This window comes from Microbacterium sp. HJ5, assembly GCF_054824025.1.
In genome coordinates this window covers 13,426-40,169 of the sequence record NZ_JSYE01000002.1, presented here as the reverse complement: position 1 = coordinate 40,169, position 26,744 = coordinate 13,426, and the positions used below count along the sequence as shown (strand labels likewise).

The following is a 26,744-nucleotide window of genomic DNA, read 5'->3' as shown; positions in this document are numbered from 1 at the left end:
GTCGGCGCCTCCGGTCTGCTCGTGTCCGCCGTCGGCCTCGGCTGCAACAACTTCGGGCGGGCGGGAACCCGCACCGAGACGCTCGCAGGCACCCGCGAGGTGCTCGACGCGGCGATCGACGCCGGAGTGACCTTCCTCGACACGGCCGACATGTACGGGAAGGATCCGGGGCTCTCCGAGACGCTCATGGGCGAGGCGCTCCGCGGCCGGCGCGACAGTGTCGTGCTGGCCACCAAGTTCGGCCACTCCGGACGCGACATGGGCTACGGCGTGTCCGGAGCGAAGGGGTCGCGGTCGTACGTGCGACGCGCGGTGGAGGCATCCCTCTCCCGCCTTCAGACCGACTGGATCGACCTCTACCAGCTGCACACGCCCGACCCCGCGACACCGATCGAGGAGACCCTCGATGTGCTCGCCGACCTCGTGCGCGAGGGCAAGGTGCGCTACATCGGCCACTCGAACCTGTCGGGCTGGCAGATCGCCGAGGCGCACTACGTCGCGGCCGAGCGCGCCGGCGTGCCGTTCGTGTCGGCGCAGAACCACTACAGCCTGCTCGCGCGGGCGGCCGAACGCGAGGTGCTGCCCGCGTCGGAGCGCTTCGGGCTGGGCTTCCTGCCGTACTTCCCGCTGCACAACGGGCTGCTGACCGGCAAGTTCACGCGCGACCACGCGCCCGCGGACTCGCGGATCATGCGCCAGCGGCAGCACGTGTGGGCGGAGGCGCCGTGGGATGCGCTCGAGGCGTTCCAGGCGTTCTGCGACGCGCGCGGCATCACGATGCTGCAGGCGACCTTCGGCTGGCTGCTGGCGAAGCCCGTGCTGGCGAGCGTGATCGCCGGGGCGACGAGCCCCGAGCAGGTGCGGGCCAATGCCCGGGCCGCCTCGGCCTGGTCGCCGACCGCCGCCGATGTCGCCGCGATCGACGAGCTGTTCCCTCTGCCGGAGGACCCGGGCGCGAAGGTCTGACCCGCGGGCGCGGACAGCACGGTCCGGTCGTTCGCCGAGGGCGTACGAGGACGCTTGTCACCCACGCGCGGCCAGGCGTAGCGTCGCTCTCTGTGCGCAGGCCGCTCGCGCGGCGCCGACGGCGCACCGAAAGGACCGTGGTGCTCGGCAAGCTCCTGGTGCGGTATCTGCGCCCAGCGTGGGCGCTCATCATCGCCGTCGTGGTGTTCCAGTTCGCCCAGTCGACCGCGTCGCTCCTGCTGCCGACGCTGAACGCCGCCATCATCGACAACGGCGTCGTGACCGGTGACATCCCCTACATCTGGCAGACCGGCGGCGTGATGCTGGGGATCAGCCTGGTGCAGGTCGTGTGCGCCATCGTCGCGGTGTACTTCGGCTCGCGCCTCGCGATGGGGATGGGGCGCGACCTGCGCGGTGACCTCTTCCACCGCGTCGTCGACTTCTCGCAGCGCGAGGTGGGCCAGTTCGGCGCACCGTCGCTCATCACCCGCAACACCAACGACGTGCAGCAGGTGCAGATGCTCGTGCAGGTGTCGGCGACGCTGATGGTCTCGGCGCCGATCCTCGCCATCGGCGGCGTCATCTTCGCGGTGCGCCAGGACGCAGGCCTCTCGTGGCTCATGGCCGTCGCGATCCCCGTGCTGCTGGTGATCGTCGGGCTGATCGTCTGGCGCATGGTTCCGGCGTTCACGAAGATGCAGAAGCGCATCGACCGGGTGAACCAGATCATGCGGGAGCAGCTCACCGGCATCAGGGTCGTCCGCGCGTTCGTGCGCGAGCGCGAGGAGCAGGCGCGGTTCGAGCGGGCGAGCGCCGACGTCCAGGAGACCGCGCTGCGCGCCGGCAACCTCATCGCCCTCATGTTCCCGGCCGTGATGCTGGTCATGAACGTCTCGAGCGTCGCGGTGATCTGGTTCGGCGCGTTCCAGGTGCAGGACAACGGCGTCGAGATCGGCACGCTGTTCGCGTTCCTGCAGTATCTGATGCAGATCCTCATGGGCGTCATGATGGCGACCTTCATGTTCGTGATGATCCCGCGCGCGGCGGTCTGCGCGAATCGCATCGGCGAGGTGCTCGAGACGGCGCCGTCGGTCTCGGCTCCCACGGTCGCGGCATCCGCTCCCGTCCCCGCGGGCCGGGTCGAGTTCGACGGCGTCGACTTCGCGTACCCCGGCGCCGACGAGGCCGTGCTCCACGACCTGACCTTCACCGTCGAGCCGGGCACGACGACCGCGATCATCGGCTCCACCGGAGCAGGCAAGACCACGCTCATCGGCCTGGTGGCGCGCCTGTTCGACGTCACCGAGGGGTCGGTGAAGGTCGACGGCGTCGACGTCCGCGCATACGACCCGGACGAGCTGTGGCAGCGGATCGGCCTCGTGCAGCAGCGGGCGTTTCTGTTCTCGGGGACCATCGCGTCGAACCTCCGGTACGGCAACGGCGAGGCGACCGACGACGACCTGTGGAATGCGCTGGACCTCGCCCAGGCGAAGGAATTCGTGGCGGCCCTGCCCGAGGGCCTCGAGGCGCCGATCGCACAGGGCGGCACGAACGTCTCCGGTGGGCAGCGGCAGCGGCTCGCGATCGCGCGAGCGCTGGTCAAGCGGCCCGAGGTCTACATCTTCGACGACTCGTTCTCGGCGCTGGATCTGGCGACGGATGCCGCGCTCCGGCGCGCACTCGACATGCAGCTGCCCGATGCGACGAGGATCGTGGTCGCGCAGCGGGTCTCCACGATCCGTCACGCCGATCAGATCGTCGTGCTCGACCACGGACGGATGGTCGGCCTCGGCACCCACGACGAGCTCGTCGAGACGTGCGAGACCTACATCGAGATCGTCGAGTCCCAGCTCGCGGCGGAGGCGGCATGAGCGGCCAGCAGAGCGCGCTCCGGCGCATGCCGATGCAGCGCGGCCCCATGGGACAGGTCGGCGGCGGCGAGAAGGCGCAGAACTTCGGTCCGAGCGCGAAACGGCTGCTGAACACGCTCCGCACCGACATGCCGGCGCTCATCGTCGTGCTCGTGTTCTCGGTGATGTCGGTGGTGCTCACCGTCGTCGGCCCGAAGCTGCTCGGCGATGCGACGAACGTGGTGTTCGCGGGCTTCGTCTCGCTCAACGTCCCGCCGGACATGACGAAGCAGCAGATCATCGACGGCCTGACCGCAGAGGGCGACGTCGACCGGGCGAACCTGATCGCCTCGACCGACTTCGTGCCCGGCGCGGGCGTCGACTTCGAGCAGCTGGCGTGGATCCTCGCCGCCGTCCTCGCCGTCTACGTGCTCGCGAGCGTCTTCGGCTGGCTGCAGGCGCGCATCCTCAACGGCGTCGTGCAGCGAGCGATGCACCGCCTTCGCCTCCAGGTCGAGGACAAGGTCCATCGTCTGCCCCTGTCGTACTTCGACAAGGTCCAGCGCGGCGAGCTGCTGAGTCGCGTCACCAACGACGTCGACAACATCGGTCAGACGATGCAGCAGACGCTGTCTCAGGTCGTGATCTCGCTGCTCACCGTCATCGGAGTGCTGGTCGCGATGTTCCTCATCTCGCCGCTGCTGGCGGTGATCGCACTCGTCACGATCCCTCTCACCCTCGTTGTGACGGTGCTGGTCGCGAAGCGCTCGCAGAAGCTCTTCGTCGCGCAGTAGAAGCACACCGGCACCCTCAACGCCCGAGTCGAGGAGACCTTCTCGGGGCACTCCATCGTGAAGGTGTTCGGCCACCAGAAGGAGGTAGAGGCCGACTTCCGCGCCGAGAACGACGAGCTGTACAAGGCGAGCTTCGGCGCCCAGTTCATCTCGGGCGTGATCATGCCGTCGATGATGTTCATCGGGAACCTCGTCTACGTCGCGATCGCGGTCGTCGGCGGGCTGCAGGTCGCCGCCGGCCTGCTGTCGATCGGCGACGTGCAGGCGTTCATCCAGTACTCGCGCCAGTTCACGCAGCCGCTCAGCCAGCTCGGCTCGATGGCCAATCTGCTCCAGTCGGGCGTCGCGAGCGCCGAGCGGGTGTTCGAGCTGCTCGACGAGTCGGAGGAGGATCCCGACGCGGATCCCGCCGAGTCCGCGCCCGAGTCGGCGAGCCACCTGGCGTTCGAGGACGTCTCGTTCCGCTACGCCGCCGACACGCCGCTCATCGACGACCTGTCGCTGGCGGCGGAGCCCGGCAGCACCGTCGCGATCGTGGGGCCCACCGGCGCGGGGAAGACGACGCTGGTCAACCTCATCATGCGCTTCTACGACGTCGACGGCGGGCGCATCACCCTCGACGGCGTCGACACGCGCCGCATGACCCGAGACGACCTGCGCGCGCGCACCGGCATGGTGCTGCAGGACACGTGGCTCTTCTCCGGGACCATCCGCGAGAACATCGCGTACGGGCGGCCGGATGCGACGGAGTAGGAGATCGTCGAGGCCGCCACGGCGGCGTACGTCGACCGGTTCGTGCACGCGCTCCCGGACGGGTACGACACCGTGCTCGACGACGAGGCGACGAACCTGAGCGTCGGCGAACGGCAGCTCGTGACGATCGCGCGCGCGTTCCTGGCCGACCCGCGCATCCTGATCCTCGACGAGGCGACGAGCTCGGTCGACACGCGCACCGAGCTGCTCATCCAGCGCGCGATGTCGCGCCTGCGCGCCGACCGCACGGCATTCGTCATCGCGCACCGCCTCTCCACCATCCGCGATGCCGACCTCATCCTCGTGATGGAGTCCGGGTCGATCGTGGAGCAGGGCACGCACGACGAGCTGCTCGCTGCGCGCGGCGCGTACCGGCGGCTGTACAACGCCCAGTTCGAGGCGCCCATGGACGAGGAGGTGCTCGACGGTCCGGTGGCCGTCGGAGCGCCCGCTCCCGGCGCGTCGGCGACGGCCGCCGCCGAGGGTGCGGGGGACGAACCCACTAGTATGTGAGGACGCGCCAGGCCGCCGGGCCGCGCGAAACTCGACCGGGAGGACAGGGGCGTGCCCGAGGTTTCCACCCAGTCGCACACGGTCACCCTGTCGGGCCAGCCGCTCGAGCTGAGATGGGCCGCCGTCACCGACACAGGCCGTCGCCGCGAGGTCAACCAGGACGCCATGTTCGCGTCGTACCCGCTTTTCGTCGTCGCCGACGGCATGGGCGGGCACGTCGGCGGCGAGATCGCCAGCGCGAGCACGATCGACCGGCTCAAGATGATGACGGATGCCGGAACCGTCACGCCCAAGGCGATCGAGAAGGCCCTCGTGCGCGCCGTCAAGGACATCGCCTCGCACCCCGAGGCGACCGACGACGGCACCGGCACCACGCTGACCGGCGTCTACCTCGACACCGCCGGCGAGGCGCCGCACTGGGTGACCCTCAACATCGGCGACTCCCGGGTGTACCTGGTGCGCGACGGGGCGATCGTGCAGATCACCACAGACCACTCGGTGGTGCAGGAACTGATCGCCTCGGGGCGCCTCAGCCCGGAAGAGGCCGAGAACCACCCCTACGGCAACGTCATCACGCGCGCCGTGGGGCCGAGCGAGGGGGTCACGCCCGACTACGTGCGGCTCGACGTGGCAGAGGGCGACCGCTTCGTCATCTGCTCCGACGGGCTCACGAAAGAGCTCACCGACTACGGCATCCGTCACTTCCTCGACGAGAATGCCGACCCCGCCGACGCGGTGACGGCGATGCTCGACGCCGCTCTCGAGAACGGCGGCCGCGACAACATCACCATCATCGTCCTCGACGTCGGGACGGCTCCCGCCGCGTCCGACCCCGACACCGATCCGCGCGCCGCGACGCCGCGGGCTGCCGCGGACGACCACGAGGCTGCCGACGCCGACGGCTCCTCCACAGCCTCCGACTGACACGCCCGCGTCCACGGCTCTCGACGGACCCGCTCGCCCGGGCCGCATGGGCGCCTCTACTTGAAGTGTGCCCTTCGCCCCGCGTCTGACCGAGTCCGCCCCGCCGATCGCCGCCGTCGACAGCCCCCTCGACGCCGAGACGCTGACCCTTCCCGCCGCGTGGACCCCGCCTCCCCGCCCGCCTCTGCCGGTGGTGGCGGCGATCGTGCCGGTCGTCGGAGCGATCGGGCTGTGGCTCGTGACCGGTTCGGTGCTGTCGCTGTGGCTCGCGGCGCTCGGACCACTGATCGCCTTCGCGACGATGGCCGACGCGGCGCGCAGCGCGCGCCGCGATCGGCGCCGCCACGACGCCGAGACAGCACGTGTCCGCGGAGAGGTCGCGCGTGCGGTGACCGCTCGCCACGACGCCGAGCGGCGGCGCCTGTGGGCGCGGCATCCGGATGTCGCGTCCTTCCTCGCACGCGAGGACGAGATCTGGCGGGGTACGCCCGGCCGCTCCGACGCGCTGGTGATCGGCGAGGGCGAGACGTCGAGCGCCGTGCGCGTGAGCGGCGGAGAGGGGGATCCGGATGCCGCGTCCCTCCGGGCCCGCGCGAGCAGACTCGCGCATGCGCCGGTGACCGTCTCGGCGACGCGCGGGGTCGTGGTGGTCGGCGGCGATGCCGTGGCGGGCGCCGTGCAGCGCGCCCTCGCCGTGCAGCTGTGCATGGCGACGCCGCCGGGGGACCTGGCGATCGTGGGGGCGCTGCCCGCCGGCCTCGCGTGGGCCGAGGCTCTCCCGCATCGCTCCGTCGGCGCTCCTCGTCGGCTGGGGCTCGTGGAGCCGGGCGGCGCCGTCCCGCCGGAGGCCGACGTGGTGATCGCGCGGCGCGCGCCGGGCGAGCCGCTGCCGCCGCAGTGCGGTGCCGTGCTGACAGTGCGGGCGCCCGGCGCCGCGACCGTGGAGCAGAACGGCGAGACGGCGAGCGTGAGCGTCGAAGGACTCGCAGCCGAACAGGCGGCCGCGCTCGCGGTCATGCTCGCCGAACGGGCGGAGCGCGTGCTCGGCATCCGCGCGCGCAGCGACAGCCCGATCGCGCTGGCCGACATCGTCGGCGACGCGCCGGCCGATCGCGCCGGCACGCTCGCCGCCGCGATCGGGGTCGAGGGCCACACGCCGGCGGTCGTCGACCTCGTCTCCGACGGGCCTCACGCAGTCGTCGCAGGCGTCACCGGCTCGGGCAAGAGCGAGCTGCTGATCACGTGGATCCTCTCCCTGTGCCGTTCCCGCACCACGAGCGAGGTGACCTTCCTCCTGGCCGACTTCAAGGGCGGCACCGCATTCGACGCGCTCGCCGAGGTGCCCCACGTCACCGGCGTGATCACCGACCTCGACGGCGCGGGCGCACGCCGGGCGATCGAGAGCCTGCGGGCGGAGGTGCGCGTGCGCGAAGCCGCCATCGCCGGAGCGGGGGCCCGTGACATCCTCGATCCGCGGGTGGCGCTGCCGCGGCTGGTCGTGGTGGTCGACGAGTTCGCCGCGCTGCTCGGCGACCATCCCGAGCTGCACGCGGTGTTCGCGGACGTCGCCGCGCGCGGGCGCGCCCTCGGCATCCATCTGGTGCTCGGCACGCAGCGGGCGTCCGGCGTGATCCGCGACAGCCTCCTGGCCAACTGTCCACTGCGGATCAGCCTGCGCGTGACCGATCCCGCCGACAGCCGGAGCGTGCTCGGCACAGACGATGCCGCCCTGCTGCCCGGGGGAGCGGACGGTCGCGGTTCGGCGTACGTGCGCCGGGCCGGCGACACGAGGCCCCGCCCCGTCCGCATCGCGATGTCCGACTCAGGAGACGTCGCGGCGGCGATCGCCCGCGCGGGCGACGGTGCGCCGCGTCGGCCGTGGCTCCCCGCTCTCCCGTCCCGGATCACGCTCGACGAGCTCGTTCCGCGGTCGTCGTCGGGCGGGTTCATCCTCGGACTCGCCGACGAACCCGCGTTCCAGCGCCAGCGGGTGGCGACGATCGACACGACTGATCGGGGTCTTCTGGTGCTCGGCGGCGCAGGGTCGGGGACCACCAACGCCGTGACCCTCGTCGCCGCGCAGGCCGGCGCGCGGGCGATACGCGTCCCCGCTGAACCCGAAGCACTGTGGGACTCCCTCGCCGCGCTCGCCGCCGAGCCGCCCCCACCCGGGAGCGTCGTCTGCATCGACGATCTCGACGCCGTGGCCACGCGCCTTCCTCCGGACCACGCACAGGTGGTGCTCGAGCGCGTGGAGGAGCTGCTGCGGCGCGCCGGCGCCCTCGGCATCCTGGTCGTCGCCGGCGCGCACAGGCTGGCGGGGGCGACGTCCCGCCTGGCCGATCTGTTCCCGCGGCGGCTCCTGCTCCCGTTCCCCGCCCGAGCCGACCACCTCGCCGCCGGCGGCGACCCGGCGAGCTTCGTCTCGGGCGCTCCCGCCGGGCGCGGTGTCCTCGACGGCGTCGACCTGCAGGTCGTCCTCTCGCCCGCCCTGGGCGTCTCGCCCACGCGCGAAGCCGCCGAATGGCACCCGCGCGCGCGGCTGACCGGCTTCGTGACCCGCCGATCGCCCGTCGCACGCGCCGCTCTCGCCGTGTGGGAGTCGGGCGGGATCCGCACCGCGTCGGTCGACGGGTACACGGCCGACCCATCGGTCTCGGCCGACGCGCCCGTGGTGCTCGTGGGCGAGCCCGATGACTGGCAGCGGCACTGGCGGCTCCTCGCCGACATCCGCGGTGACCACGACCTGGCGATCGACACGTCCTGCGCCGCGGAGTTCCGACTGCTGACCGGCACGCGCTCCTTGCCGCCGCACTGCGAGGCGGGCAGCGGCAGAGCGTGGCTGGTGTCGGGCGGAGCCGAGGCCGTGCGCATCGTCCTTCCCCGCGGGGAAGTCCGGCCGAACCGTCATCCGTGGCGCCCTTGACCCTCTTCCGGGCGCGCCATAGCTTCGCAGTTGTGTCTACAACCCCCATCGATCTCGAACGGCCGGCAGGCAAAGGACTCGCAGCAGGGACGCTCGGACTCTGGGGCTCGACGGTCATCGGCCTCGCCTCCACCGCCCCCGTCTATTCGCTGGTCGCGACGCTCGGCTTCGTCGTGCTCGCGGTCGGCGCTCAGGCGCCGATCGCCTTCGTCATCGCCTTCGTGCCGATGCTGTTCATCGCCTTCGCGTACCGCGAGCTCAACAACGCCGTGCCCGACTGCGGCACGACGTTCACCTGGGGCACGAAGGCCTTCGGTCCCTGGGTGGGCTGGCTCGGCGGCTGGGGAGTCGCCGTCGCCGGCATGGTCGTGCTGGCGAACCTCGCGCAGATCGCCGGCATCTACTTCTGGGCGCTGGTCGACGGGATCGTCCGCTCGCCCGACGAGGCGCTGCTGGCAGACAACGTCTCCGTCGTGACAGCGACCGGCGTCGTGTTCATCGCCGCCATGACGTGGGTGAGCTGGCGCGGGGTGGAGATCGGCGAGCGCATCCAGAACGTGCTTCTCGCCATCCAGTACGCGGCACTGGCCCTCTTCGTGGTCGCGGCGCTGTGGCACTTCTTCGCCGGGTCCGCCCCCGACGCGACCCCGTTCGACTGGTCGTGGTTCAACCCGTTCGCCTTCACGGAGTGGTCCGGCTTCATCGAGGCGATCCTGCTCGCGCTGTTCATCTACTGGGGATGGGACACCTGCCTGGCCCTCAACGAGGAGACCAAGGACCCCAAGCGCATCCCCGGCCGGGCGGCGCTGCTGACGACCGTCATCCTGCTCGTCACCTACGTCGGCGTCACGGTCGCCGCGATGATGTACGCGGGGCTGGGCGACTCGGGCACCGGCCTCGGCAACGAGGCGAACGCCGACGACTTCTTCCTCGCCATCAAGGACGGACTCCTCGGCCCGCTCGGGTGGGTGCTCGTCGTCTCCGTGATGATCTCGGCCATCTCGTCGACGCAGACCACGATCCTGCCGACGGCGCGAGGCACCCTCGCGATGGCCGCGTACAAGGCGCTCCCACGGCGGTTCGCCACCGTTCATCCGCGCTACAAGACCCCGTCGTTCTCGACGATCGTCATGGGAGTCGTGGCCATCGTCTACTACGTGGGCATGACGCTCATCAGCGACAACATCCTCCAGGACTCGATCCTGTCGCTCGGTCTCGCGATCGCCTTCTACTACGGCATCACGGGCTACGCGTGCGTCTGGTACTTCCGTCGCGAGCTGTTCACGTCCCCGCGGAACTTCTTCTACAAGTTCCTCTTCCCGCTGCTCGGTGCGCTCATGCTCACCTACGCGTTCGTCCAGTCGGCCATCGACATGTACGACCTCGATTACGGCTACGGCGGCGGGCTGTGGGGGATCGGCAGCACCTTCCTCATGGGGATCGGCGCTCTCGCCTTCGGCGTGCTGCTGATGTTCCTGTGGTTCTTCTTCCCGCGGGCCAAGCCGTTCTTCCGCGGCGAGAGCCTCAATCGCGAGACGCCGGTCCTGGTGCCGGAGGACCCCGCCGACTTCAGCCGATCGATCGACGGCGGGCTGGCCTGAACGGAGCGCGGACGGGCCGCGGCGACGATCCGGTAACGGTTCGCCGCGCGGCTCGGCCCGTCGCCCTAGGATGACAGCGCCCGACACCCACCGGAACACGAAGGGAGACCGTGATGGCCGTTCTTGCAGCGCGCCCTGCCCGCATCCCTTTCCCCGAGGTCACCGTCTGACGCAGTAGGTGGCCTCCGCTCCGGAGCATCCCTACATGTCATACGACCCCTTCGGCGGATCCGCCGAGTCCCTGCAGTTTCTCGACGCCGAGCCCGGCCCCGGTCAGCGATGGTCCACGTGGCCGTCGTCTTCGCCGACCGAGCGCGGCCCGCTGCCGCACCCGACGTGGCTCGAGACGTCGGCCGCCGCCTTCGACACCGAGCTCGGCATCGTCAAGACAGGCAAGGAGGCGGACGTCTTCCTGCTCGAACGTGCCCTGCCCGGTCAGGACGGCTGTCTCATCGCGGCGAAGCGCTATCACGGCAGCGATCACTCCGACTTCGAGCGCTCGCACCGCTACGAGGAGGGCCGCCGGATGCGCAACACGCGCGATGCCCGCGCCGTCGCGGGCAGGTCGTCCTACGGAAGGACCGTCGCCGCGGCGCACTGGGCGTCGAGCGAGTTCGCAGCGCTCCGCACCGCGTGGTCGGCGGGCATCCCGGTCCCGTACCCGGTGCAGCTGAGCGGCACCGAGCTGCTGATGGAGTTCATCGGGCACGGACGCACAGCCGCCCCTCGGCTCGCGCAGGTGCGGCTCACGCAGCGGGAGTGCGACGACGCGTTCGCTCAGGTCGCCGCGATCCTCGCCTCCTTCGCGCGCAGCGGCCACGCACACGGCGACCTGTCGGCCTACAACCTGCTGCTCCACGAGGGCCGCGTGGTGGTGATCGATCTGCCCCAGCTGGTCGACTTGGCCGCCAACCCCGGCGGGCTCGACTTCCTCTACCGAGACGTCGTCAACGTGTGCACGTGGTTCCGGCGCAGGGGAGCGGATGCCGACTCCGAGACGCTCTTCGCCAACCTCGTGGCCCAGCTCTGGTGAGCCGGGCCACGAGCGTCGACGGTGTCAGGCGAGCGCCGCCTCGAGCGGCGCCAGGTCCATGCCGTGCGCCGTGGCGACGCCGGCGTTGACCACCCGGCCGCCCACCGTGTTGAGGCCGCCTGCGAGCGCGGCATCCGCTCGCAGAGCCTCCTGCCAGCCGCGCCGGGCGATCTGGCGGATGTAGGGGAGGGTCGCGTTCGTGAGCGCCGAGGTGGACGTGTTGGGCACGGCGCCGGGCATGTTGGCGACGCAGTAGAACACGCTGCCGTGCACAGGGAAGGTCGGGTCGGCGTGCGTCGTGGGCCGGGTGTCCTCGAAGCAGCCGCCCTGGTCGACCGCGATGTCGACGAGCACGCTGCCCGGGCGCATGCGCGACACCATCTCGTTGGTCACGAGCTTGGGCGCCTTGGCGCCGGGGATCAGCACCGAGCCGATCACGAGGTCGGAGTCGACGACGGCCTTGTCGAGGTCGAACGGGTTGGACGCCGCGGTCTTGATGCGGCCCTGGAAGTGGTCGTCGAGGTAGCGGAGGCGCTGAACGTTGGTGTCGAACACGGTCACGTCGGCGCCCATGCCGACGGCGATGACCGCGGCGTTCGCGCCCGCCACGCCGCCGCCGATGACGGTCACGCGCGCCGGGCGGGTGCCGGGCACGCCCGACATCAGGAGCCCGAGGCCTCCGGCGGAGCGCATGAGTGTCGCAGCGCCGACGGTCGGAGCGAGCCGGCCGGCGACCTCGCTCATGGGAGCCAGCAGCGGCAGGCCGCCGCCGGCGATCTGGACCGTCTCGTATGCGATGGCCGTCACACGGTCGGCGACGAGCCGGTCGGTGAGAGGCCGGTCGGCGGCGAGGTGGAGGTAGGTGAACAGCACCAGGTCGTCGCGGAAGTACTGGTACTCGCTCGCGATCGGCTCCTTGACCTTGAGCAGCAGCTCCGCGCGCGCCCAGACGTCGGCGGCGTCGTCGAGCAGGGTCGCTCCCGCAGCCTCGTACTCGGCGTCGGGCATGGAGGAGCCGACGCCGGCGCCGCGCTGCACGAAGACCTCGTGGCCGGCCGCGACGAGATCGTGGACGCCCGCGGGGGTCAAGGCCACCCGGTACTCGTTGTTCTTCACCTCGGTGGGGACGCTGATCCTCATCGTGTGATCCTTTCCGCTCCGCCGTTGGAGCGCTCGGGCTCCTTGTGGGAGCGCCTCTAGAAAGCGGGGCGGATCGCCCCGACATCCTGCCCGCCGCCGCTGATCGACAGGGGAAGCTTCTGCATGGTCGCGGTCACGTCGGACGCCGGCAGAGCCCCGGCCCGCTCGAGCAGCCGCAACGCGACCGCCGTCGCCGCCCGACCGCTGCCGTCGAGCATCTTCAAGGCGACCGTCGTGCCGTCCGGCGCGACCATCACCATGACGCCCTCGGCGCCGCCCTTCGCGAATACGCCGAGGCTCTCGATCGCGATCGTGTCGGGCCGTCCGGGGCCGTCGATCGTCCACGGGCTCTCACGCACCGCCTGAACGAGGGCTCCGGCGCTGCGGTGCAGTGCGAAGGGCGAGGTGGTCGAGGAGTTGCCGATGCGGTGGATCGCGCGCGCGAGACCGAAGAGGGTCGTGGCGTACACCGGTGCGCCGCAGCCGTCGATCGCGGTGGCCGCGGTCTTCTCGCCGAGGAGGCGTTCGACGACCTCGCGGACATGGAGCTGGAGCGGATGCTCGGGCGAGAGGTAGCCCGCCGGGTCCCAGCCGTTGGTGACGCAGGTCAGGAGCATCGCCGCGTGCTTGCCGGAGCAGTTCATGCGGACACGCGACGGCTCGGCACGGTCGCGCACCAGCTCGTCGCGCGTCGCGGTGTCACCCGGCCATGCGGGCGGGCACCCGAGGTCCTCCTCGCCCAGACCGGCCGCCGCGAGGATGTCGCGCACGACGGCCACATGACGGTCGGTGCCGAGTGGCTCGCGGTCGCAAGGGCCAGCCGCTCCCCCTCGAGCGGAGCGCCGGCCGAGAGGCACGCGAGCGCCTGGAGGGGCTTGAGACTCGAGCGGGGGAGGACCAGCGACGTGGGGTCGCCGAGCTTCGCGGCGATCGTTCCGTCGGGCGCGAGCACGACCGCGATCCCGGAGTGACGGGACTCGACGAATCCGCTGCGGTCGACGACGGCGAGCTCGACGGCGTCGGCTGCGGCGAAGGTCTGCGGCACCCGGCAAGCCTACCGCCGCGGCTCGGCGCCACCGCATGACAGACTGTGCACATGTGGGGAGAGCATCGATACTCCGTCCGGACGACGTGGACCGGAGATCGGGGCACCGGCACCTCCGGGTACCGTGACTACGACCGGGCGGTGACGATACGGATCGACGGCAAGCCCGAGCTGCTCGCCTCGTCCGACAAGCCGTTCCGCGGCGATCCGAGCCGCTGGAATCCAGAGGATCTGCTTCTGGCTTCCCTGAGCGAATGCCACCTTCTGTCGTACCTGCACGCGTGCGTCCAGGCCGGCGTCGTCGTCGTCGCCTACGAGGACGACGCGTCGGGGCTCATGGTGGAGGACGGTCACGGCGGCGGCGCGTTCCGCGAGGTGGTGCTGAGGCCGCGCGTGACCGTCGCCGAGGCATCGATGACGGATGCCGCGACCGCCGCGCACGCGCAGGCGAACGCATGGTGCTTCATCGCCAACTCGGTGAATTTCCCGGTGCGCCACGAGCCGACGATCGAGGTCGCCGCTCCCTGACGCTCGGGTCAGCGCCGCTCGTGAGGCAGGACCTGCTTGATGCGGTCGATCGGGTTCTGCGCCGGCGCCTCGTTGTAGGCGTTCGCGAGCTCCTGACCCGACAGCGCGTGGATCGCGGCCATGATGTCGTCGGTCGCGAGGCGCCGCGCCCTGCCCGAGGTCGCGGGACCGTGGTGCGCGAGGTCGAGGGGCTCGCCGAACTTCACCGTCACCCGGTGCTTGACCGACGGGAGCTTCGCGCCGACCGGCATGACGGCGTCGGTGCCGATCAGGCCCACCGGCACGACCGGCGCGCCGGTCTGCAGGGCCAGGAACGCCACGCCGGTGCGCCCCTTGTAGAGACGGCCGTCGAGCGAGCGGGTGCCTTCGGGATAGAGCGCGACGGCCTTTCCCTGCTCGAGCAGCACTCGCTGCTGATCGAGGGCGTCGAGGGCCGCCTGGCCGGCGCCGCGCTTGACGGGGATCGCGCCGATCGCCGTGAAGAACTCCTTCGACGCCCAGCCCTTGAGGCCCGGGCCGTCGAAGTAGCTGGCCTTCGCCAGGAAGTGGACGGGCCGCGGCGCGGCGACGGGGATCGCGATCGAGTCGAGGAAGGACAGGTGATTGCTGGCGAAGATGACCGGACCGGACTTGGGCACGAGGGAACGCCCCTCGAGGTGGGGCCGGTACAGCACGCGCGCGAGCGGGGTGAGCACGAAGCGCCCGAGGAAGTACGTCGCGCCCATCCGCGTCACCGGCGCCGCCGGGTCTTCCGGTGCGTCGACGGCCGGTTCGGACGCGTCGGGCACGAGGTCGGAAGTCACCCGTAGAGGGTACCCCTCATTCCATTCCGGTATCGGCATGGCAGGTTCTCAGCGCAGTCAGAGGAAAGATGCGAAAGGATGGGACCTCCCCTTGTTTTCGACCAGAGGTTCCACCGTGCGCATTCGCCCGCTCGCCGCTCTGTCCGTCGCCGCGCTGTCGGCCCTTCTTCTCGCGGGCTGCTCGAGCGCCGCGCCGGAAGCGACCCCCACGGCCGACGCCACCGGCGCCGACCTGTGCGCCTCCGCCGCGCCCGACGGTGACGTCGTCGGCACGATCACGGTCGGCGGCGAGGTGGGCGAGTCCGCGACGGCCGAGTTCACCGCTCCGCTCGAGGTCGAGAGCGCCGAGCGCACCGTCGTCGTCGAGGGCGACGGCACCGCCATCGCCGACGGCGACTACGTCTCGTACGCTCTGGCGGTCTTCGACGCGTCGACGGGGGAGTCCCTCCAGGAGGCCGGATTCGGCGACGCGCCCCTCCCGGCCATGCCCATCACGATCGGCTCCGGCGCGGACGCCTACTTCGGCTGCGCGACCGAGGGCTCGCGCATCGCGATGACGGTCCCGGCCAGCGGCGAAGGAGCCGCGCAGATCTACGTGATCGACGTGCTCGAGGTCACGCCGGCCGACGAGTGGTGCGCCGTGACCGAGCCCGGTCCCGACTTCCCGAGCGTCGAGTTCTCCGGCGAGGGCGTGCCCACCGTCACGATCCCCGACGCCGACGCCCCCGCCGACGTCCAGCTCGAGGTGCTCGAAGAGGGCGACGGCGACGTGGTCGAGCCGGGCGACAGCGTCACGGTGAACTACACCGGCGTCAAGTGGAGCGACGGCAGCGTCTTCGACTCCAGCTGGGAGAGCGGCACGCCCGCGACCTTCACGACCACCGGTGTCGTGACCGGCTTCCAGCGTGCGCTCGAGGGTCAGACGGTCGGGTCGACCGTCCTCGTGTCGATGCCGCCGGCGTGCGGCTACGGCGAGGCCGGGTCGAGCGAGCACGAGCTCGCCGGCGAGACGCTGGTCTTCGTGGTGAACATCATCGAGGCGACCCGCCCGTAAGGCGGTCCGCCCGTAGGCTGATCCGATGCGACGCGTCCTCGTCCTCGGCTCGACCGGATCCATCGGCACTCAGGCGCTCGACGTCATGAGGTCGAATCCGGCCCGATTCGAGGTCGTGGGCTTGTCCGCGGGCTCGAACCGCGACGCGCTGCAGAGCCAGGCCGAGGAGTTCGGCGTCGAGCACGTCGCGCTCGGTGCCGCCGAGGCGGAGCAGCTGGTGCGCGACGTCGAGGCCGACGTGGTGCTCAACGGCATCACCGGCTCGGTGGGCCTCGGACCGACCCTCGCCGCCCTCGAATGCGGTCGCACCCTCGCGCTGGCCAACAAGGAGTCGCTGATCGTCGGCGGCGACCTCGTGACGGCGATCGCGCAGCCGGGCCAGATCGTCCCGGTGGACTCGGAGCACTCGGCGATCGCCCAGGCGCTGCGCTCGGGGTCGCGCGCCGAGGTGCGCCGGCTCGTCCTGACGGCGTCGGGCGGCCCGTTCCGCGGGCGGTCGCGCGCCTCACTCGCCGATGTGACGCCCGACCAGGCGCTCGCGCACCCCACGTGGGACATGGGCAGAGTCGTGACGACGAACTCCGCCACGCTGGTGAACAAGGGGCTCGAGGTCATCGAGGCGCATCTGCTGTTCGGCGTGCCATACGCCGAGATCGACGTCGTCGTGCACCCGCAGTCCATCGTCCACTCGATGGTCGAGTTCACCGACGGGTCGACCATCGCCCAGGCGTCGCCTCCCGACATGCGGCTGCCCATCTCGCTCGGCCTCGACTGGCCGAACCGGGTCGCCGGCGTCGGACGACCGCTCGACTGGACGGCCGCGACGGCGTGGACCTTCGAGCCCCTCGACGACGACGCGTTTCCCGCCGTGCGGCTCGCCAAGCGGGTCGGCCGCGCCGGCGGCACCTATCCGGCGGTGTTCAACGCGGCGAACGAGCAGGCCGTCGACGCCTTCCACGAGGGTCGGCTCAGCTTCCCGGGCATCGTCGACACGGTCGACCGGGTGGTCGACGCCCACGAGGCGCCCGGCGCCCTCACCCGCGAGTCGCTCGCCGAGGCGGAGCGGTGGGCGAGGGAGACCGCCGACAAGGCGATCGCCGCGGCTGCCTGACTGCGCGGAGTGCGCTCAGGCCTCGGGGTACGCCGGACGCTCCGGGTCGGATGCCGGGGTCTCGTCCGCGGGATACGGCACCGGCCAGTGCGGGTCGGGCACGGCCCAGCCCGCGCCGCGCAGCGCCCGTCGGGCGAGCTCGCGCGCCGAGTAGGGGGTGCGGATGCCGCGGATGTCGCGGTAGTCCTGGTGACCGGGCCCGGCCCAGAGGATCGCGTCTCCGTCGCCGACGAGCGCGACCGCCTCGAGGATGGCCCGCTCGGGCGGTGAGAACTCGCGGATGTCGGCGTCCGGTTGCGCCCGGCGCGCGCCCTCGAGGAGGGTCGCGCGGATCGAGTCGGGATCCTCGTGGCGCGGGTGGTGGTCGGTGACGATGAGGATGTCGCTGCCCTCGATGGCGGTGCGGCCCATGTCGTGGCGCTTCGTCGCGTCGCGATCGCCGTCTGCGCCGAACAGCATCACGACGGTGCCCGGCGTGACGCGCCGCACCGCGGCGAGCGTCTTCTCGAACGCGTCGGGGGAGTGGCCGAAGTCGACGTAGACCGCCGGGCCGCTGTCGCCCGAGACGAGCTCGGTGCGGCCCGGGAGGTAGGCGTCGATGCGCCCGCCGTCGAGAGCCTCGACCAGTCGCTCCCACGCGTAGCCGCCTTCGAGGATCATCACGATCGCGAGGCCGGCGTTCGCGGCCATGTGGCGTCCGATGACCGGCACGAGGGTCGTGAGGCTGCGTCCGTCGCGAGCGGTGAGCCGGAACTCGGTGCCGACCTGACGCTCATCGAGGATCTCGACCACCCAGTCGGCGGCGGCCGCGGCATCCGGATCCGACGCCAAGGCGGGCGTGCCCACCGTGAGGGTCGGCACCTGGCTGCGTGCGACGACCTCGGCGCCCTGATCGGAGTCGATGCACACGACGGCGCGGCGCGAGCGGTCGGGCAGGAACAGCGGCAGCTTGGCCTCGAAGTACTCGCGCATGTCGGCGTAGTCGTCGAGGTGGTCGTGGGTGAGATTGGTGAAGCCGGCGACGTCGAAGACGATGCCGTCGACGCGGCGGCGGCTGAGGGCCTGGGCGCTCACCTCGACGGCGACCGCCTCGACGCCGCGCTCGCGCATGAGGGCGAGGAGTGCGTGCATCTCGTACGCCTCGGGAGTCGTGAGCCGCGACACGATGACCTGACCGGCGATGTGGCGCTCGGCGGTCGACGACAGACCCGTCACGGCGCCCAGCTGCGCGAGGATGCCCTCGAGGAGGTGGGAGACGCTCGTCTTGCCGTTGGTGCCGGTCGTGCCGAAGAGGATCGGCAGCCGGTCGTCGCGCCCCGTGCTGTACACCCACGCTGACAGGTCGCCGAGGAATCCGCGGGGGTCGTCGACGACCACGACGGGCAGGCCGCTCGCGGCGGCGAGGTCGGCCCCCGCCGCATCGGTGACGACGGCGACCGCGCCCTTCTCGGCGGCCGCTGCCGAGAACTCGGCTCCGTGACGGTTCACCCCGCGCACGGCGACGAACACGTCGCCGGGGCGCAGGTCGGCGGTGGCGAGCGTGAGCCCCGTGAGCGTCACGCCGGCGGAGGCGCCGCGCACCTCGACGCCGAAGCGGGCGGCCAGTTCGTCGAGGGTGTGAACGGGCGGCGCGTCCGGTCGGAGGACGGGAGGAAGGTTCGAAGGCGCGTCGGTCGGCATGGCGCCTCCATCCTCTCATCCGGAGGGCGACAGCCCCACGCCGTCCACAGCGGGGGAGGAGGGCGCCCGCGCGGCGCCCTCCTCCGCGGGTCAGCTCCGGGACGTCTTGGCGCCCCGGCCGCGCACGAGCACGATCACGAGGGCCGCGATGCCGGCGAGCAGTCCGCCGGCGGCGAGCCAGCGCGCGACAGGGTCGGATGCCGGGGCCGCGTCGGCACCGGCATCCGCTTCGGCATGCTCATCGGCGCCCGCCGCGGCAGAGCCGTGGCCGTGCTCTCCCTCGGCGGCGACGGCTCCGACCACGACGAGAGGTGCCGGTGCGTCCAGGTCGTGCGGGTCCTGGCCGTCCTCGGCGACCTCGGTCCATGCCGTCTCACCCTCGACGCACGTCTGCGTCACAGGGAACGCGAGGGTCGAATCGGCCGCCGACTCGTCGAACAGCACGTCCATCGAGACGGTGGCCTTGAGGTGATCCTCGACAGGGGTGTCGCTCATGAAGGTGACCTGGGTCGGGATGCCGTCCGCGCCCTCCTCGCGGGAGATCGTCCACCCGCCTTGGACGATCGGGGTCGCGTTGCCAACGCCCTCCGGGATGTCGATGACGAGGGCGGTCGTGGGTGAGCCGTCGCAGCCGTGCGAGAACGAGAACGTCAGGGTCTCGGTCGACCCCGCAGCGGCGGTGCCCGGGTCGACGTGCACGTGCGCGGATGCGGCGAGCGGCACGCCGACGGCGAGGATGACGCCTGCGGCGACGCCGAGGGCGAGGCGGCCGCCGGTGCGGCCGGTGCGGCGGGCGGGAGCGGAAGCGGTGGTGGCGGTGTTCATGGAGATGTCTTTCGTCAGAGGCACGAGGCGACGCTCGTCGTCCTCGCGCGGGTGCACGGAACAGCGGCCCGGGCGCATCGGACGCCGGACCGGTGGGATGCCGCGGTCAGAGGACCGCGATGACGGAAGACGGGGGTCCGCGCCGGGAGAGGTCGGAGAGGACGACTCCGGTGGCACCGGGCTCTCGCACGAGCACGGTGATGCGCCGCGGCGACACAGACGGCGCGGGCGCGGGGGCGTCGGCGCGACGGAGCAGTGAGCGGATGCCGCGGCCGAGGGCGCGCAGCATCCGCTCGCCCTGATGGAGGACGATCATCGTCGTCGCCGCCGCGATCAGATGCCCCGCGAGCATGGGTGCGTCGGGCAGCAGGGCGGTCGTGGCCGCGGAGCCCTCGAGGACGGGACGGTGCACGTGGCCGGCCACGCCGGCGGTCCCGACACCGGCCGTCAGGGTGAAGGCGACGTGGAAGAGGGCCTGGCTGGCGACGACCGCCGCACCGACGCGCCACGCCGACAGGCGCCGGCCGATCAGCGCGATGGCGACCGGCGAGGCGAGGATGCCCAGGACGCCGACGAGCAGGGGCGGGGGTGCTCCGCCGCCCGCGAGCGTGTGGGAGGTCGCAGCCAGGACGGTCGCGATCCATGCAGCCGTGGCACCGCGCAGCGCGCGCACATGGCGTGGGGTCACGGCAGCCTCCTCCGTCAGAGCCTAGGCGACGACGTGAGCGGTCACGGCCAACTCAAAGCCCGACGCGGGTACCGTGTGGGTTGTGGAAGCACTCGCGTTCGTCATCGGCGTCGTCCTCATGGTCGTCGGCCTCGCCGTCTCGATCGCCCTCCACGAGCTCGGCCACCTGTGGCCGGCGAAGAAGTTCGGTGTGCGCGTCGGCCAGTACATGATCGGCTTCGGACCCACCCTGTGGTCTCGGCGCATCGGCGAGACCGAGTACGGCGTGAAGGCCATCCCGCTCGGCGGCTACATCTCGATGGCGGGGATGTATCCGCCCTCACCGAAGCAGCGGGAGGCCGCGGCATCCGGTCACCGCACGGGTCGTGCCGGAGGCGGATTCTTCGCCACGATGGTCCAGGACGCCCGCGCCGCCAACGACGAGACGCTCCTGAACGAGGACGACGACCGCGTCTTCTACAAGCTGCCGGTGTGGCAGCGCGTCGTCATCATGCTCGGCGGCCCGGTCATGAACCTGCTGTTCGCCGTCGTGCTCTTCGCGATCCTCCTGTCGGGCATCGGCGTGCAGACCGCGACGACCACCGTGTCGAGCGTGAGCGAGTGCATCATCCCGTCGGGGTCGGACCGCACCGCCTGCGAGGCGTCCGATCCGGCCGCCCCGGCCGCCGCGGCGGGTATCCGTCCCGGAGACGTCATCGTCGCGATCGACGGCGAGCCGACCTCGACCTTCGCCGACGCGGCCACCCTCATCCAGGCGTCCCCCGGGCAGGCGATCGCCGTCACCGTCGAGCGCGACGGGGCGACTCAGACGCTCACCGTGACCCCCGCGCCGGTCGAGCAGACGGTGACCGACGAACGCGGCCGGGCGGTGCTCGACGAGAACGGCGAGCCGCGGACCGAGGAGGTCGGCATCGCCGGCATCCGGCAGGAGGTCGAGTACCTGAAGCAGCCGGTATGGGTCGCCGCCCAGGCGACGGGCGAACGGGTCGTCGCCGTGGCAGGGGTCATGTGGCAGATGCCGGTCAAGGTGTGGCAGGCGGGCACCACTCTCGTCACGGGCGAGGAGCGCGACCCCAACGGGCCGCTCAGCATCGTCGGAGCCGGACGTCTGTCGGGCGAGGTCGCGGCGGCGGATGCTCCTGTGCTCAACCGGGTGGCGGGGTTCCTCGAGCTGCTCGCCGCGCTCAACATCGCGCTGTTCGTCTTCAACCTCATCCCGTTGCTGCCGCTCGACGGCGGACACATCGCGGTCGCGCTGTGGGAGGGGATCAAGCGGGTGTGGGCGAAGGTGTTCCACCGCCCGCCGCCGAAGCCCGTGGACGCGACGAAGCTCGTGCCCGTCACGTTCGTCGTCGTGATCGCCCTCATCACGATGGGTGCCGTGCTGATCCTCGCCGACATCGTCAACCCGGTGTCGCTCTTCGGCCCGTAGGAAACTTCACGGACCTGTCGAAATCGGTCTTGTCCATTCGCTGTCGGGATGAAACGGTTCCACTGACGAAAGGACCACGACCGTGAAGTACGTCCTGATGTTCACCAGCACCCCCGAGCTCGACGCCGCCGTGCCGCCCGAGCGCGCCCAGGCCGTCTACGGGCGGATCTACGAGTGGTTCGGCGAGAACGCCGCGCACATCGACGACTCCGGCGCCGAGCTCGAGCCGCACACCACCGCGACCACTGTCAAGCACGGGGGCGAGGGCGGCCCCGTCGTCGCCGACGGCCCGTTCTCGGAGGCCCGGGAGGTGATCGGCGGCTTCAGCGTCATCAACGCGCCCGACCTCGACGCCGCCATCGCGATCGCCCGGACCTGGCCCGCCCTCGAGCTGCCCGGCGTGGCCGTCGAGGTGCGCCCCATGGTCGTCGACTACAGCCAGTTCGAGCAGTGAGCGGATCGGATGCCGCGGCCCCGCGCGACGAGCGCGGCGGGGTCGCGGCATCCGATCTCCTGCTCGCGGGCGTGGTCCGCGAGGAGTCCGGCCGCATCGTCGCGGCCCTCACCCGCTCGTTCGGGAGCCTCGACGTCGCCGAGGACGCCGTCGCCCAGGCGGTGGAGGAGGCGCTGCGCGAGTGGAGGGAGCGCGGGATCCCCCCCAAGCCCGGCGCCTGGCTGACGCAGGCCGCCCGGCACAACGCTCTCGACAGGATCCGCCGGGAGAAGGGACTGCGCGACAAGCTCGCGCTGATCGCCCCGGTCGACGCCGGGGTGCATCAGCCCGACGTCGCTCAGCCCGACGCGGACGAGCGGCTTCCGCTGCTGTTCGGCTGCTGCCACCCCGCACTGTCGCCCGACGCGCAGCTCGCGCTCACGCTGCGCGCGGTGTGCGGCCTGACGACCGCGCAGATCGCGCGGGCGACGTTCAGCGCGGACGCCGCCGTCGGGCAGCGCATCGTGCGGGCGAAGCGGAAGATCGGCGCCGCGGGCATCCCGCTGCGGATCCCCGAGGGTCCCGAGCGGGCCGAGCGTCTCGACCTCGTGCTGACGACCGTGTCGGTGATGTACAGCGAGGCGCACCTGATCGCCGGGAAGGATGCCTCGGCCGACCGCGATCTCGCGGACGACGCCGTGTGGCTCGCACGGGTCGTCGCAGCAGCCTTGCCGCGCGAAGCGGAGGCGCTGGGGCTGCTCGCCCTGCTCCTCTTCCACCGCGCGCGCGAGTCGGCGCGCGCCGTCGACGGCGATCTCGTGCTGCTCGAGGACCAGGACCGCACGCGCTGGGACGCCGCGCTCCTCGTCGAGGCGCGAGCGGTGCTCGAGCGCGCCGCGCGCCTGCGCCGTCCGGGGCGGTGGCAGCTGCACGCGGCCGTCGCAGCGTGCCATGCGGATGCCGTCGACGCGACCACCACGGACTGGCTGCAGGTGATCACGCTCTACGACATGCTGCTGGCCTACGACCGCTCACCGGTGGTCCGGCTCAACAGGGCGGTGGCGCTTTCCCGGGTCGACGGCCCCCAGCCTGCGCTGGCCGAGGTCGACGCACTCGAGGGTGCGCTCGCGCGGTCGCACCTCTGGCATGCCGTGCGGGCGTCACTGCTGCGCGATCTCGGTCGCGAGGACGAGGCGCTCGCGGCCGACCTGCGCGCGCTCGAGCTCACCGCGAACGAGGCCGAGCGGCGCCTCATCGCGGCGCGGGTGCGCTGACGCCCGATCCGGTCAGGCGTCGACGGGGGCGAGGGCGTGCGAGATCAGCCGCTCGAGCGTCGTCATGCCGTCGCGCGACAGGATCGACTCGAGATGGCCCTGTACCGAGGCGTAACCCGGTCCGCGGAGGGCGTAGACGTCGCCGGTGACGGGGTCGGCGGCGACAGCGGTCTCGTCGACGGTGGCCGTGCCGGCGGGGACGCGCGCGGTGAATGTGTTGTAGAAGCCGATCGAGGCCGGCTCGCCGAACACGTCGACCGTCTTCTGCAGCCCCTGGTGCGGAGAGGCGAGAGGCGCGAGCTCGATGCCGAGCGAGTCCGCGAGGATCTGATGGCTCAGGCAGACGGCGAGGATCGGGCGGCCCGACGCACGGCGACGCGCGACCACCTCGCGCATGCGTCGCATGCGCGCGCTCGACGCGTCGCGCGGGTCGCCCGGCCCAGGCCCCGACACCACGAGCTCGGCGTCGTCGATCTGGGCGTCGGTGACCTCGCTCCACGGAACGATGCGCGCATCGAGGCCGAGGTGGCGGAGCTGGTGCGCGAGCATCGTGGTGAAGCGGTCCTCGGCGTCGACCACCAGGGCCGACCGCCCCGCGAAGGGCCCCGCCTCGCCTGAGGCCTGAGGGTTGAGCCAGAACGCGGCGAGGCGCGCGTTGCGCGAGGCGAGCAGCGTGGCGATCGCCGGATCGTCGGCCAGGCGCCGAGGCTCGGATGCCGGGGCGTCCTCGTCGATGGCGACCGGCTGCTCGGCGGCGATGTCGCGCGCGATCGCGCCGATCGCGCCCAGCACGCCCGCGGCCTTCCCGTGCGTCTCGCCCACCTCGCCGTACGGATCGGAGTGGCGCACCAGCGTCGCGCCGACCGGCACGCGGAGCCGGCCGTCCCGCAGGTACGCGGTGCGGATGAGGATGGGTGCATCGAGGTCGTGCGTCGGCTCGCCGTCGGCTGCGGCGTCCCTCGGCGTGAACAGAGCGGCGACACCCGAGTAGTAGCCGCGCGGGGAGCGCTCGTGGCGCGTGATGACGGTGCACGCGTTCTGCATCGGCGAACCCGTCACCGTCGGCGCGAACATCGTCTCGCGGAGGATATCGCGCGGGTCGAGACGGCTGCGTCCGCGCAGCACGTACTCGGTGTGGGTGAGGCGCGACATCTCCTTGAGGTGGGGTCCGGTGATGCGTCCGCCGTCGGAGCACACGGCCGACATCATCTTGAGCTCCTCGTCGACGACCATGAAGAGCTCCTCCGTCTCCTTCGTCGACTCGAGGAACTCGCTGAGCGTCTCGGCGGTCGCGCCGCCGGCAGGGTGACGGAACGTGCCCGAGATCGGGTTCATCGTGACGACGCCGTCCTGCGCGCTCACGTGCGCCTCGGGGCTCGCGCCGACGGCGACGTGGCCGGGCGTGACGACGGCGAAGGTCCAGTACGCGCCGCGCTCGTACTCGAGCAATGCGCGGAACCAGGTCAGCGCCGCGATCGCGGGGTCGACGTCGACACCGGCGGTGAAGTCCCTGCGGATGACGAAGTTCGCACCCTCGCCGCGACCGATCTCGTCGGCGATGACACGGCGGACGATGTCGGCATACGCCTCGTCGGCGATGTCGAAGCCGGCGTCCGCGAGCGGCACGGGCTCGGTCGGGAGCTGGTCGAGCGCGTCCTCGCGGCGGAGCTGCGCGCGCTCGGTGACGATCAGGCAGCGCAGGGGCGCGCCGTCGTCGTGGCACTCGAACCCGCGCTCGACCACCTGCCGGAACGGCACCAGCGCGAGGACTTCGCGGGCCCGCCCGGCATCGTCGGCCAGCGGGATGTCGGCGAGGGCGCCGACGTCGGCCACCTCGCCGAGGAGCACCTCGACGGTGACGCCGTCGCGGGCGATGAGCGCGAACGGGACGCCCTGCGCAGCCAGTTCACGGAGGGAGAGGGGAGCGGGCCCGGTCATGATCGGTCTTTCGTCGTGGGGGCGGTCGCCCTACGAAAAAGAAGACCGCCACGAGGGCGGTCTGAGGTCGCGCGAACCCACCGCCTATGCGGTGAGCCACCAGGTGAGGGTCGCGGACATGGGCCGAACCTACCACACGGGTGCTGGCGGCATCCGCTCGATGACGTGGCGCTCAGCTCGTCGCGCGCTCGAGCATCGCGGCGCCGTGACGCCAGCCGATCGTCTCGTAGCCGACGACGACCATCGCGGGCGAGACGGCGACGATGATGATCCCCACGCCGAGGGAGGCTCCGAGCGCGACGGCGACGACGCCCGCCGTCAGGAAGGCGATGACGCCGAGGTAGAGCCACAGGTGGAACCAGTCCCACTGCATCACCAGCAGGGCGTACAGCGCGAACAGCAGCGTCTCGAACGCCAGGACGGGGATCGCGATCGTGAGGATCGCGAAGGTGGCGTCGACGTGCGCGTGGTGCGAGATGACGTTGGCGGCGACGTGCAGCCCCGCCCCGACGCCGATCAGCGACGCGAAGAGCGCGATCTGGAGATAACCCCACACGAAGCCCCGCTCGCGGTGCCGGGCGAGCACCGCTCCGAACGGGATCGCGAAGTACATCCACCACATGCCGAACGCGAGCGCCGTGCCGCCGATCGCGACGAGCCCGGCCTCCAGCGTCCAGCCGCCCTCGGTCACGACGGCCGAGATCGCGAGGATGGTGCCGAGGATGACCTCCCCGAGCGTGATGATGACGAGCAGGCCGTAGCGCTCCGCGATGTGGTGCGCGTGCCATGGCGTGCGGCCGAACCGCAGCTCGGCGAACAGCGGCCCCGCGAGCTCGAAGAGCATGAGCAGCGTCGTGAAGATGAGCGTGATGCCCACCGGCATGCTGAGGAAGATCAGCGCGATCCACCCGATCTGCGCGATCGAGATGTTGACGATATAGGCGATGCACGTCCTCCGACGGGCCTCGTCGTGCACGGCCGCGCGCACCCAGAGGGCGATCGTGGCGATGCGCATGATCACGTATCCGGCCACGATCACCGTGTTGTCGAGGAAGACGCCTTCGTCGATGGACGCGAACAGCGGCGGCACGCCCAGCGCGACGACGAGGACACCCACCATCACCACCAGCGTCGCCACGCGGAAGTAGACGTCGTCGGTGTCGTACGCCGACGCCAGCCACGAGTAGTTGATCCACGCCCACGTGACGGCGAAGGTGGCGAACGCGAAGCCCATGAGGGCCGTCCCCACGTGGTCCAGCTCGAGGAAATGGGCGCTCTGCGACGAGATCTGGCTGAACGCGACCACGAACGTCAGATCGAAGAGCAGCTCGAGCGGAGTCGCCGCTCGATGCGCCTCGTGGGGGTCGCGACCCGTCATGCGGCGCACGTGGTGGCTCGAGCTCATGCGGGAAAACTACACCGCCCGGCGGGCG

The 26,744-nt window shown here is 71.5% G+C and carries 19 protein-coding genes and 2 pseudogenes; 13 read left to right on the top strand and 8 right to left on the bottom strand.

From position 1 onward, the window contains the following. From OB08_RS00715 to OB08_RS00685, 7 genes and pseudogenes are all read left to right on the top strand, one after another. A partial coding sequence (locus tag OB08_RS00715; RefSeq protein WP_461471090.1) for an aldo/keto reductase occupies nucleotides 1–966 on the top strand: 966 nt, incomplete at its 5' end. Nucleotides 967–1,106: 140 nt separating this feature from the next. Then, entirely contained in the window at nucleotides 1,107–2,837 is a 1,731-nt protein-coding gene (locus OB08_RS00710; protein ID WP_461471098.1) for an ABC transporter ATP-binding protein, read from the top strand. Nucleotides 2,838–2,863: 26 nt separating this feature from the next. Beyond that, nucleotides 2,864–4,876, top strand: a pseudogene (locus OB08_RS00705) (ABC transporter ATP-binding protein). A gap of 51 nt (nucleotides 4,877–4,927) precedes the next feature. After that, on the top strand, nucleotides 4,928–5,800 hold the full coding sequence (locus OB08_RS00700) for a PP2C family protein-serine/threonine phosphatase (protein ID WP_461471088.1): 873 nt from the start codon (nucleotides 4,928–4,930) through the stop codon (nucleotides 5,798–5,800). A gap of 67 nt (nucleotides 5,801–5,867) precedes the next feature. Beyond that, the gene (locus OB08_RS00695) at nucleotides 5,868–8,726 is read left to right on the top strand and encodes an FtsK/SpoIIIE domain-containing protein (protein ID WP_461471086.1); all 2,859 of its coding nucleotides are present in this window, start codon (nucleotides 5,868–5,870) and stop codon (nucleotides 8,724–8,726) included. Between the two features lie 32 nt (nucleotides 8,727–8,758). Beyond that, entirely contained in the window at nucleotides 8,759–10,327 is a 1,569-nt protein-coding gene (locus OB08_RS00690) for an APC family permease (RefSeq protein WP_461471085.1), read from the top strand. Nucleotides 10,328–10,532: 205 nt separating this feature from the next. Beyond that, a complete protein-coding gene (locus tag OB08_RS00685; protein ID WP_461471083.1) occupies nucleotides 10,533–11,360 on the top strand; it encodes a serine protein kinase RIO in 828 nt (275 codons plus the stop codon). Nucleotides 11,361–11,384: 24 nt separating this feature from the next. On the opposite strand, the gene ald is transcribed toward OB08_RS00685, so the two are convergent. Together ald and OB08_RS00675 are read right to left on the bottom strand one after the other, a co-directional pair. After that, on the bottom strand, nucleotides 11,385–12,500 hold the full coding sequence (ald, locus tag OB08_RS00680) for an alanine dehydrogenase (RefSeq protein WP_461471081.1): 1,116 nt from the start codon (nucleotides 12,498–12,500) through the stop codon (nucleotides 11,385–11,387). A 56-nt stretch (nucleotides 12,501–12,556) separates the two neighbouring features. After that, nucleotides 12,557–13,545 (bottom strand): annotated as a pseudogene (locus OB08_RS00675) (asparaginase). 51 nt (nucleotides 13,546–13,596) lie between these two features. Here OB08_RS00675 and OB08_RS00670 point away from each other — a divergent pair. Continuing rightward, entirely contained in the window at nucleotides 13,597–14,073 is a 477-nt protein-coding gene (locus tag OB08_RS00670; RefSeq protein ID WP_461471079.1) for an OsmC family protein, read from the top strand. An 8-nt stretch (nucleotides 14,074–14,081) separates the two neighbouring features. On the opposite strand, the gene OB08_RS00665 is transcribed toward OB08_RS00670, so the two are convergent. Continuing rightward, nucleotides 14,082–14,798, bottom strand: coding sequence for a lysophospholipid acyltransferase family protein (locus OB08_RS00665; protein ID WP_461471096.1), 717 nt, complete (start codon nucleotides 14,796–14,798; stop codon nucleotides 14,082–14,084). Between the two features lie 193 nt (nucleotides 14,799–14,991). Between OB08_RS00665 and OB08_RS00660 the strand changes: the two genes are divergently transcribed. Next, nucleotides 14,992–15,930: an FKBP-type peptidyl-prolyl cis-trans isomerase gene (locus OB08_RS00660; RefSeq protein WP_461471077.1), complete on the top strand. Its 939-nt coding sequence runs from the start codon at nucleotides 14,992–14,994 to the stop codon at nucleotides 15,928–15,930. Nucleotides 15,931–15,955: 25 nt separating this feature from the next. Continuing rightward, on the top strand, nucleotides 15,956–17,041 hold the full coding sequence (dxr, locus tag OB08_RS00655) for a 1-deoxy-D-xylulose-5-phosphate reductoisomerase (RefSeq protein WP_461471075.1): 1,086 nt from the start codon (nucleotides 15,956–15,958) through the stop codon (nucleotides 17,039–17,041). Nucleotides 17,042–17,056: 15 nt separating this feature from the next. Here the strand turns inward: dxr and OB08_RS00650 are convergent, their stop codons facing one another. From OB08_RS00650 to OB08_RS00640, 3 genes are all read right to left on the bottom strand, one after another. Then, nucleotides 17,057–18,721, bottom strand: a complete 1,665-nt coding sequence (locus OB08_RS00650) for a Mur ligase family protein (protein WP_461471073.1) — start codon at nucleotides 18,719–18,721, stop codon at nucleotides 17,057–17,059. Between the two features lie 90 nt (nucleotides 18,722–18,811). Further along, the gene (locus OB08_RS00645) at nucleotides 18,812–19,546 is read right to left on the bottom strand and encodes a YcnI family copper-binding membrane protein (protein ID WP_461471071.1); all 735 of its coding nucleotides are present in this window, start codon (nucleotides 19,544–19,546) and stop codon (nucleotides 18,812–18,814) included. Nucleotides 19,547–19,652: 106 nt separating this feature from the next. Then, nucleotides 19,653–20,234: a hypothetical protein gene (locus OB08_RS00640; RefSeq protein ID WP_461471069.1), complete on the bottom strand. Its 582-nt coding sequence runs from the start codon at nucleotides 20,232–20,234 to the stop codon at nucleotides 19,653–19,655. An 82-nt stretch (nucleotides 20,235–20,316) separates the two neighbouring features. Here OB08_RS00640 and OB08_RS00635 point away from each other — a divergent pair, with 82 nt between their 5' ends. The 3 genes from OB08_RS00635 to OB08_RS00625 all read left to right on the top strand — a co-directional run bounded on the left by OB08_RS00635 (nucleotide 20,317) and on the right by OB08_RS00625 (nucleotide 23,373). After that, on the top strand, nucleotides 20,317–21,666 hold the full coding sequence (locus OB08_RS00635) for a M50 family metallopeptidase (RefSeq protein WP_461471067.1): 1,350 nt from the start codon (nucleotides 20,317–20,319) through the stop codon (nucleotides 21,664–21,666). Between the two features lie 82 nt (nucleotides 21,667–21,748). Further along, entirely contained in the window at nucleotides 21,749–22,120 is a 372-nt protein-coding gene (locus tag OB08_RS00630; protein WP_461471065.1) for a YciI family protein, read from the top strand. Beyond that, on the top strand, nucleotides 22,117–23,373 hold the full coding sequence (locus OB08_RS00625; RefSeq protein WP_461471063.1) for an RNA polymerase sigma factor: 1,257 nt from the start codon (nucleotides 22,117–22,119) through the stop codon (nucleotides 23,371–23,373). Before OB08_RS00630 ends, OB08_RS00625 begins: the two co-directional genes overlap by 4 nt. A gap of 12 nt (nucleotides 23,374–23,385) precedes the next feature. On the opposite strand, the gene OB08_RS00620 is transcribed toward OB08_RS00625, so the two are convergent. Both OB08_RS00620 and OB08_RS00615 read right to left on the bottom strand, forming a co-directional pair. After that, nucleotides 23,386–25,311, bottom strand: a complete 1,926-nt coding sequence (locus OB08_RS00620; protein ID WP_461471061.1) for an anthranilate synthase family protein — start codon at nucleotides 25,309–25,311, stop codon at nucleotides 23,386–23,388. Nucleotides 25,312–25,483: 172 nt separating this feature from the next. Next, nucleotides 25,484–26,716: a low temperature requirement protein A gene (locus tag OB08_RS00615; RefSeq protein ID WP_461471059.1), complete on the bottom strand. Its 1,233-nt coding sequence runs from the start codon at nucleotides 26,714–26,716 to the stop codon at nucleotides 25,484–25,486. Between the last annotated feature and the right edge of the window lie 28 nt (nucleotides 26,717–26,744).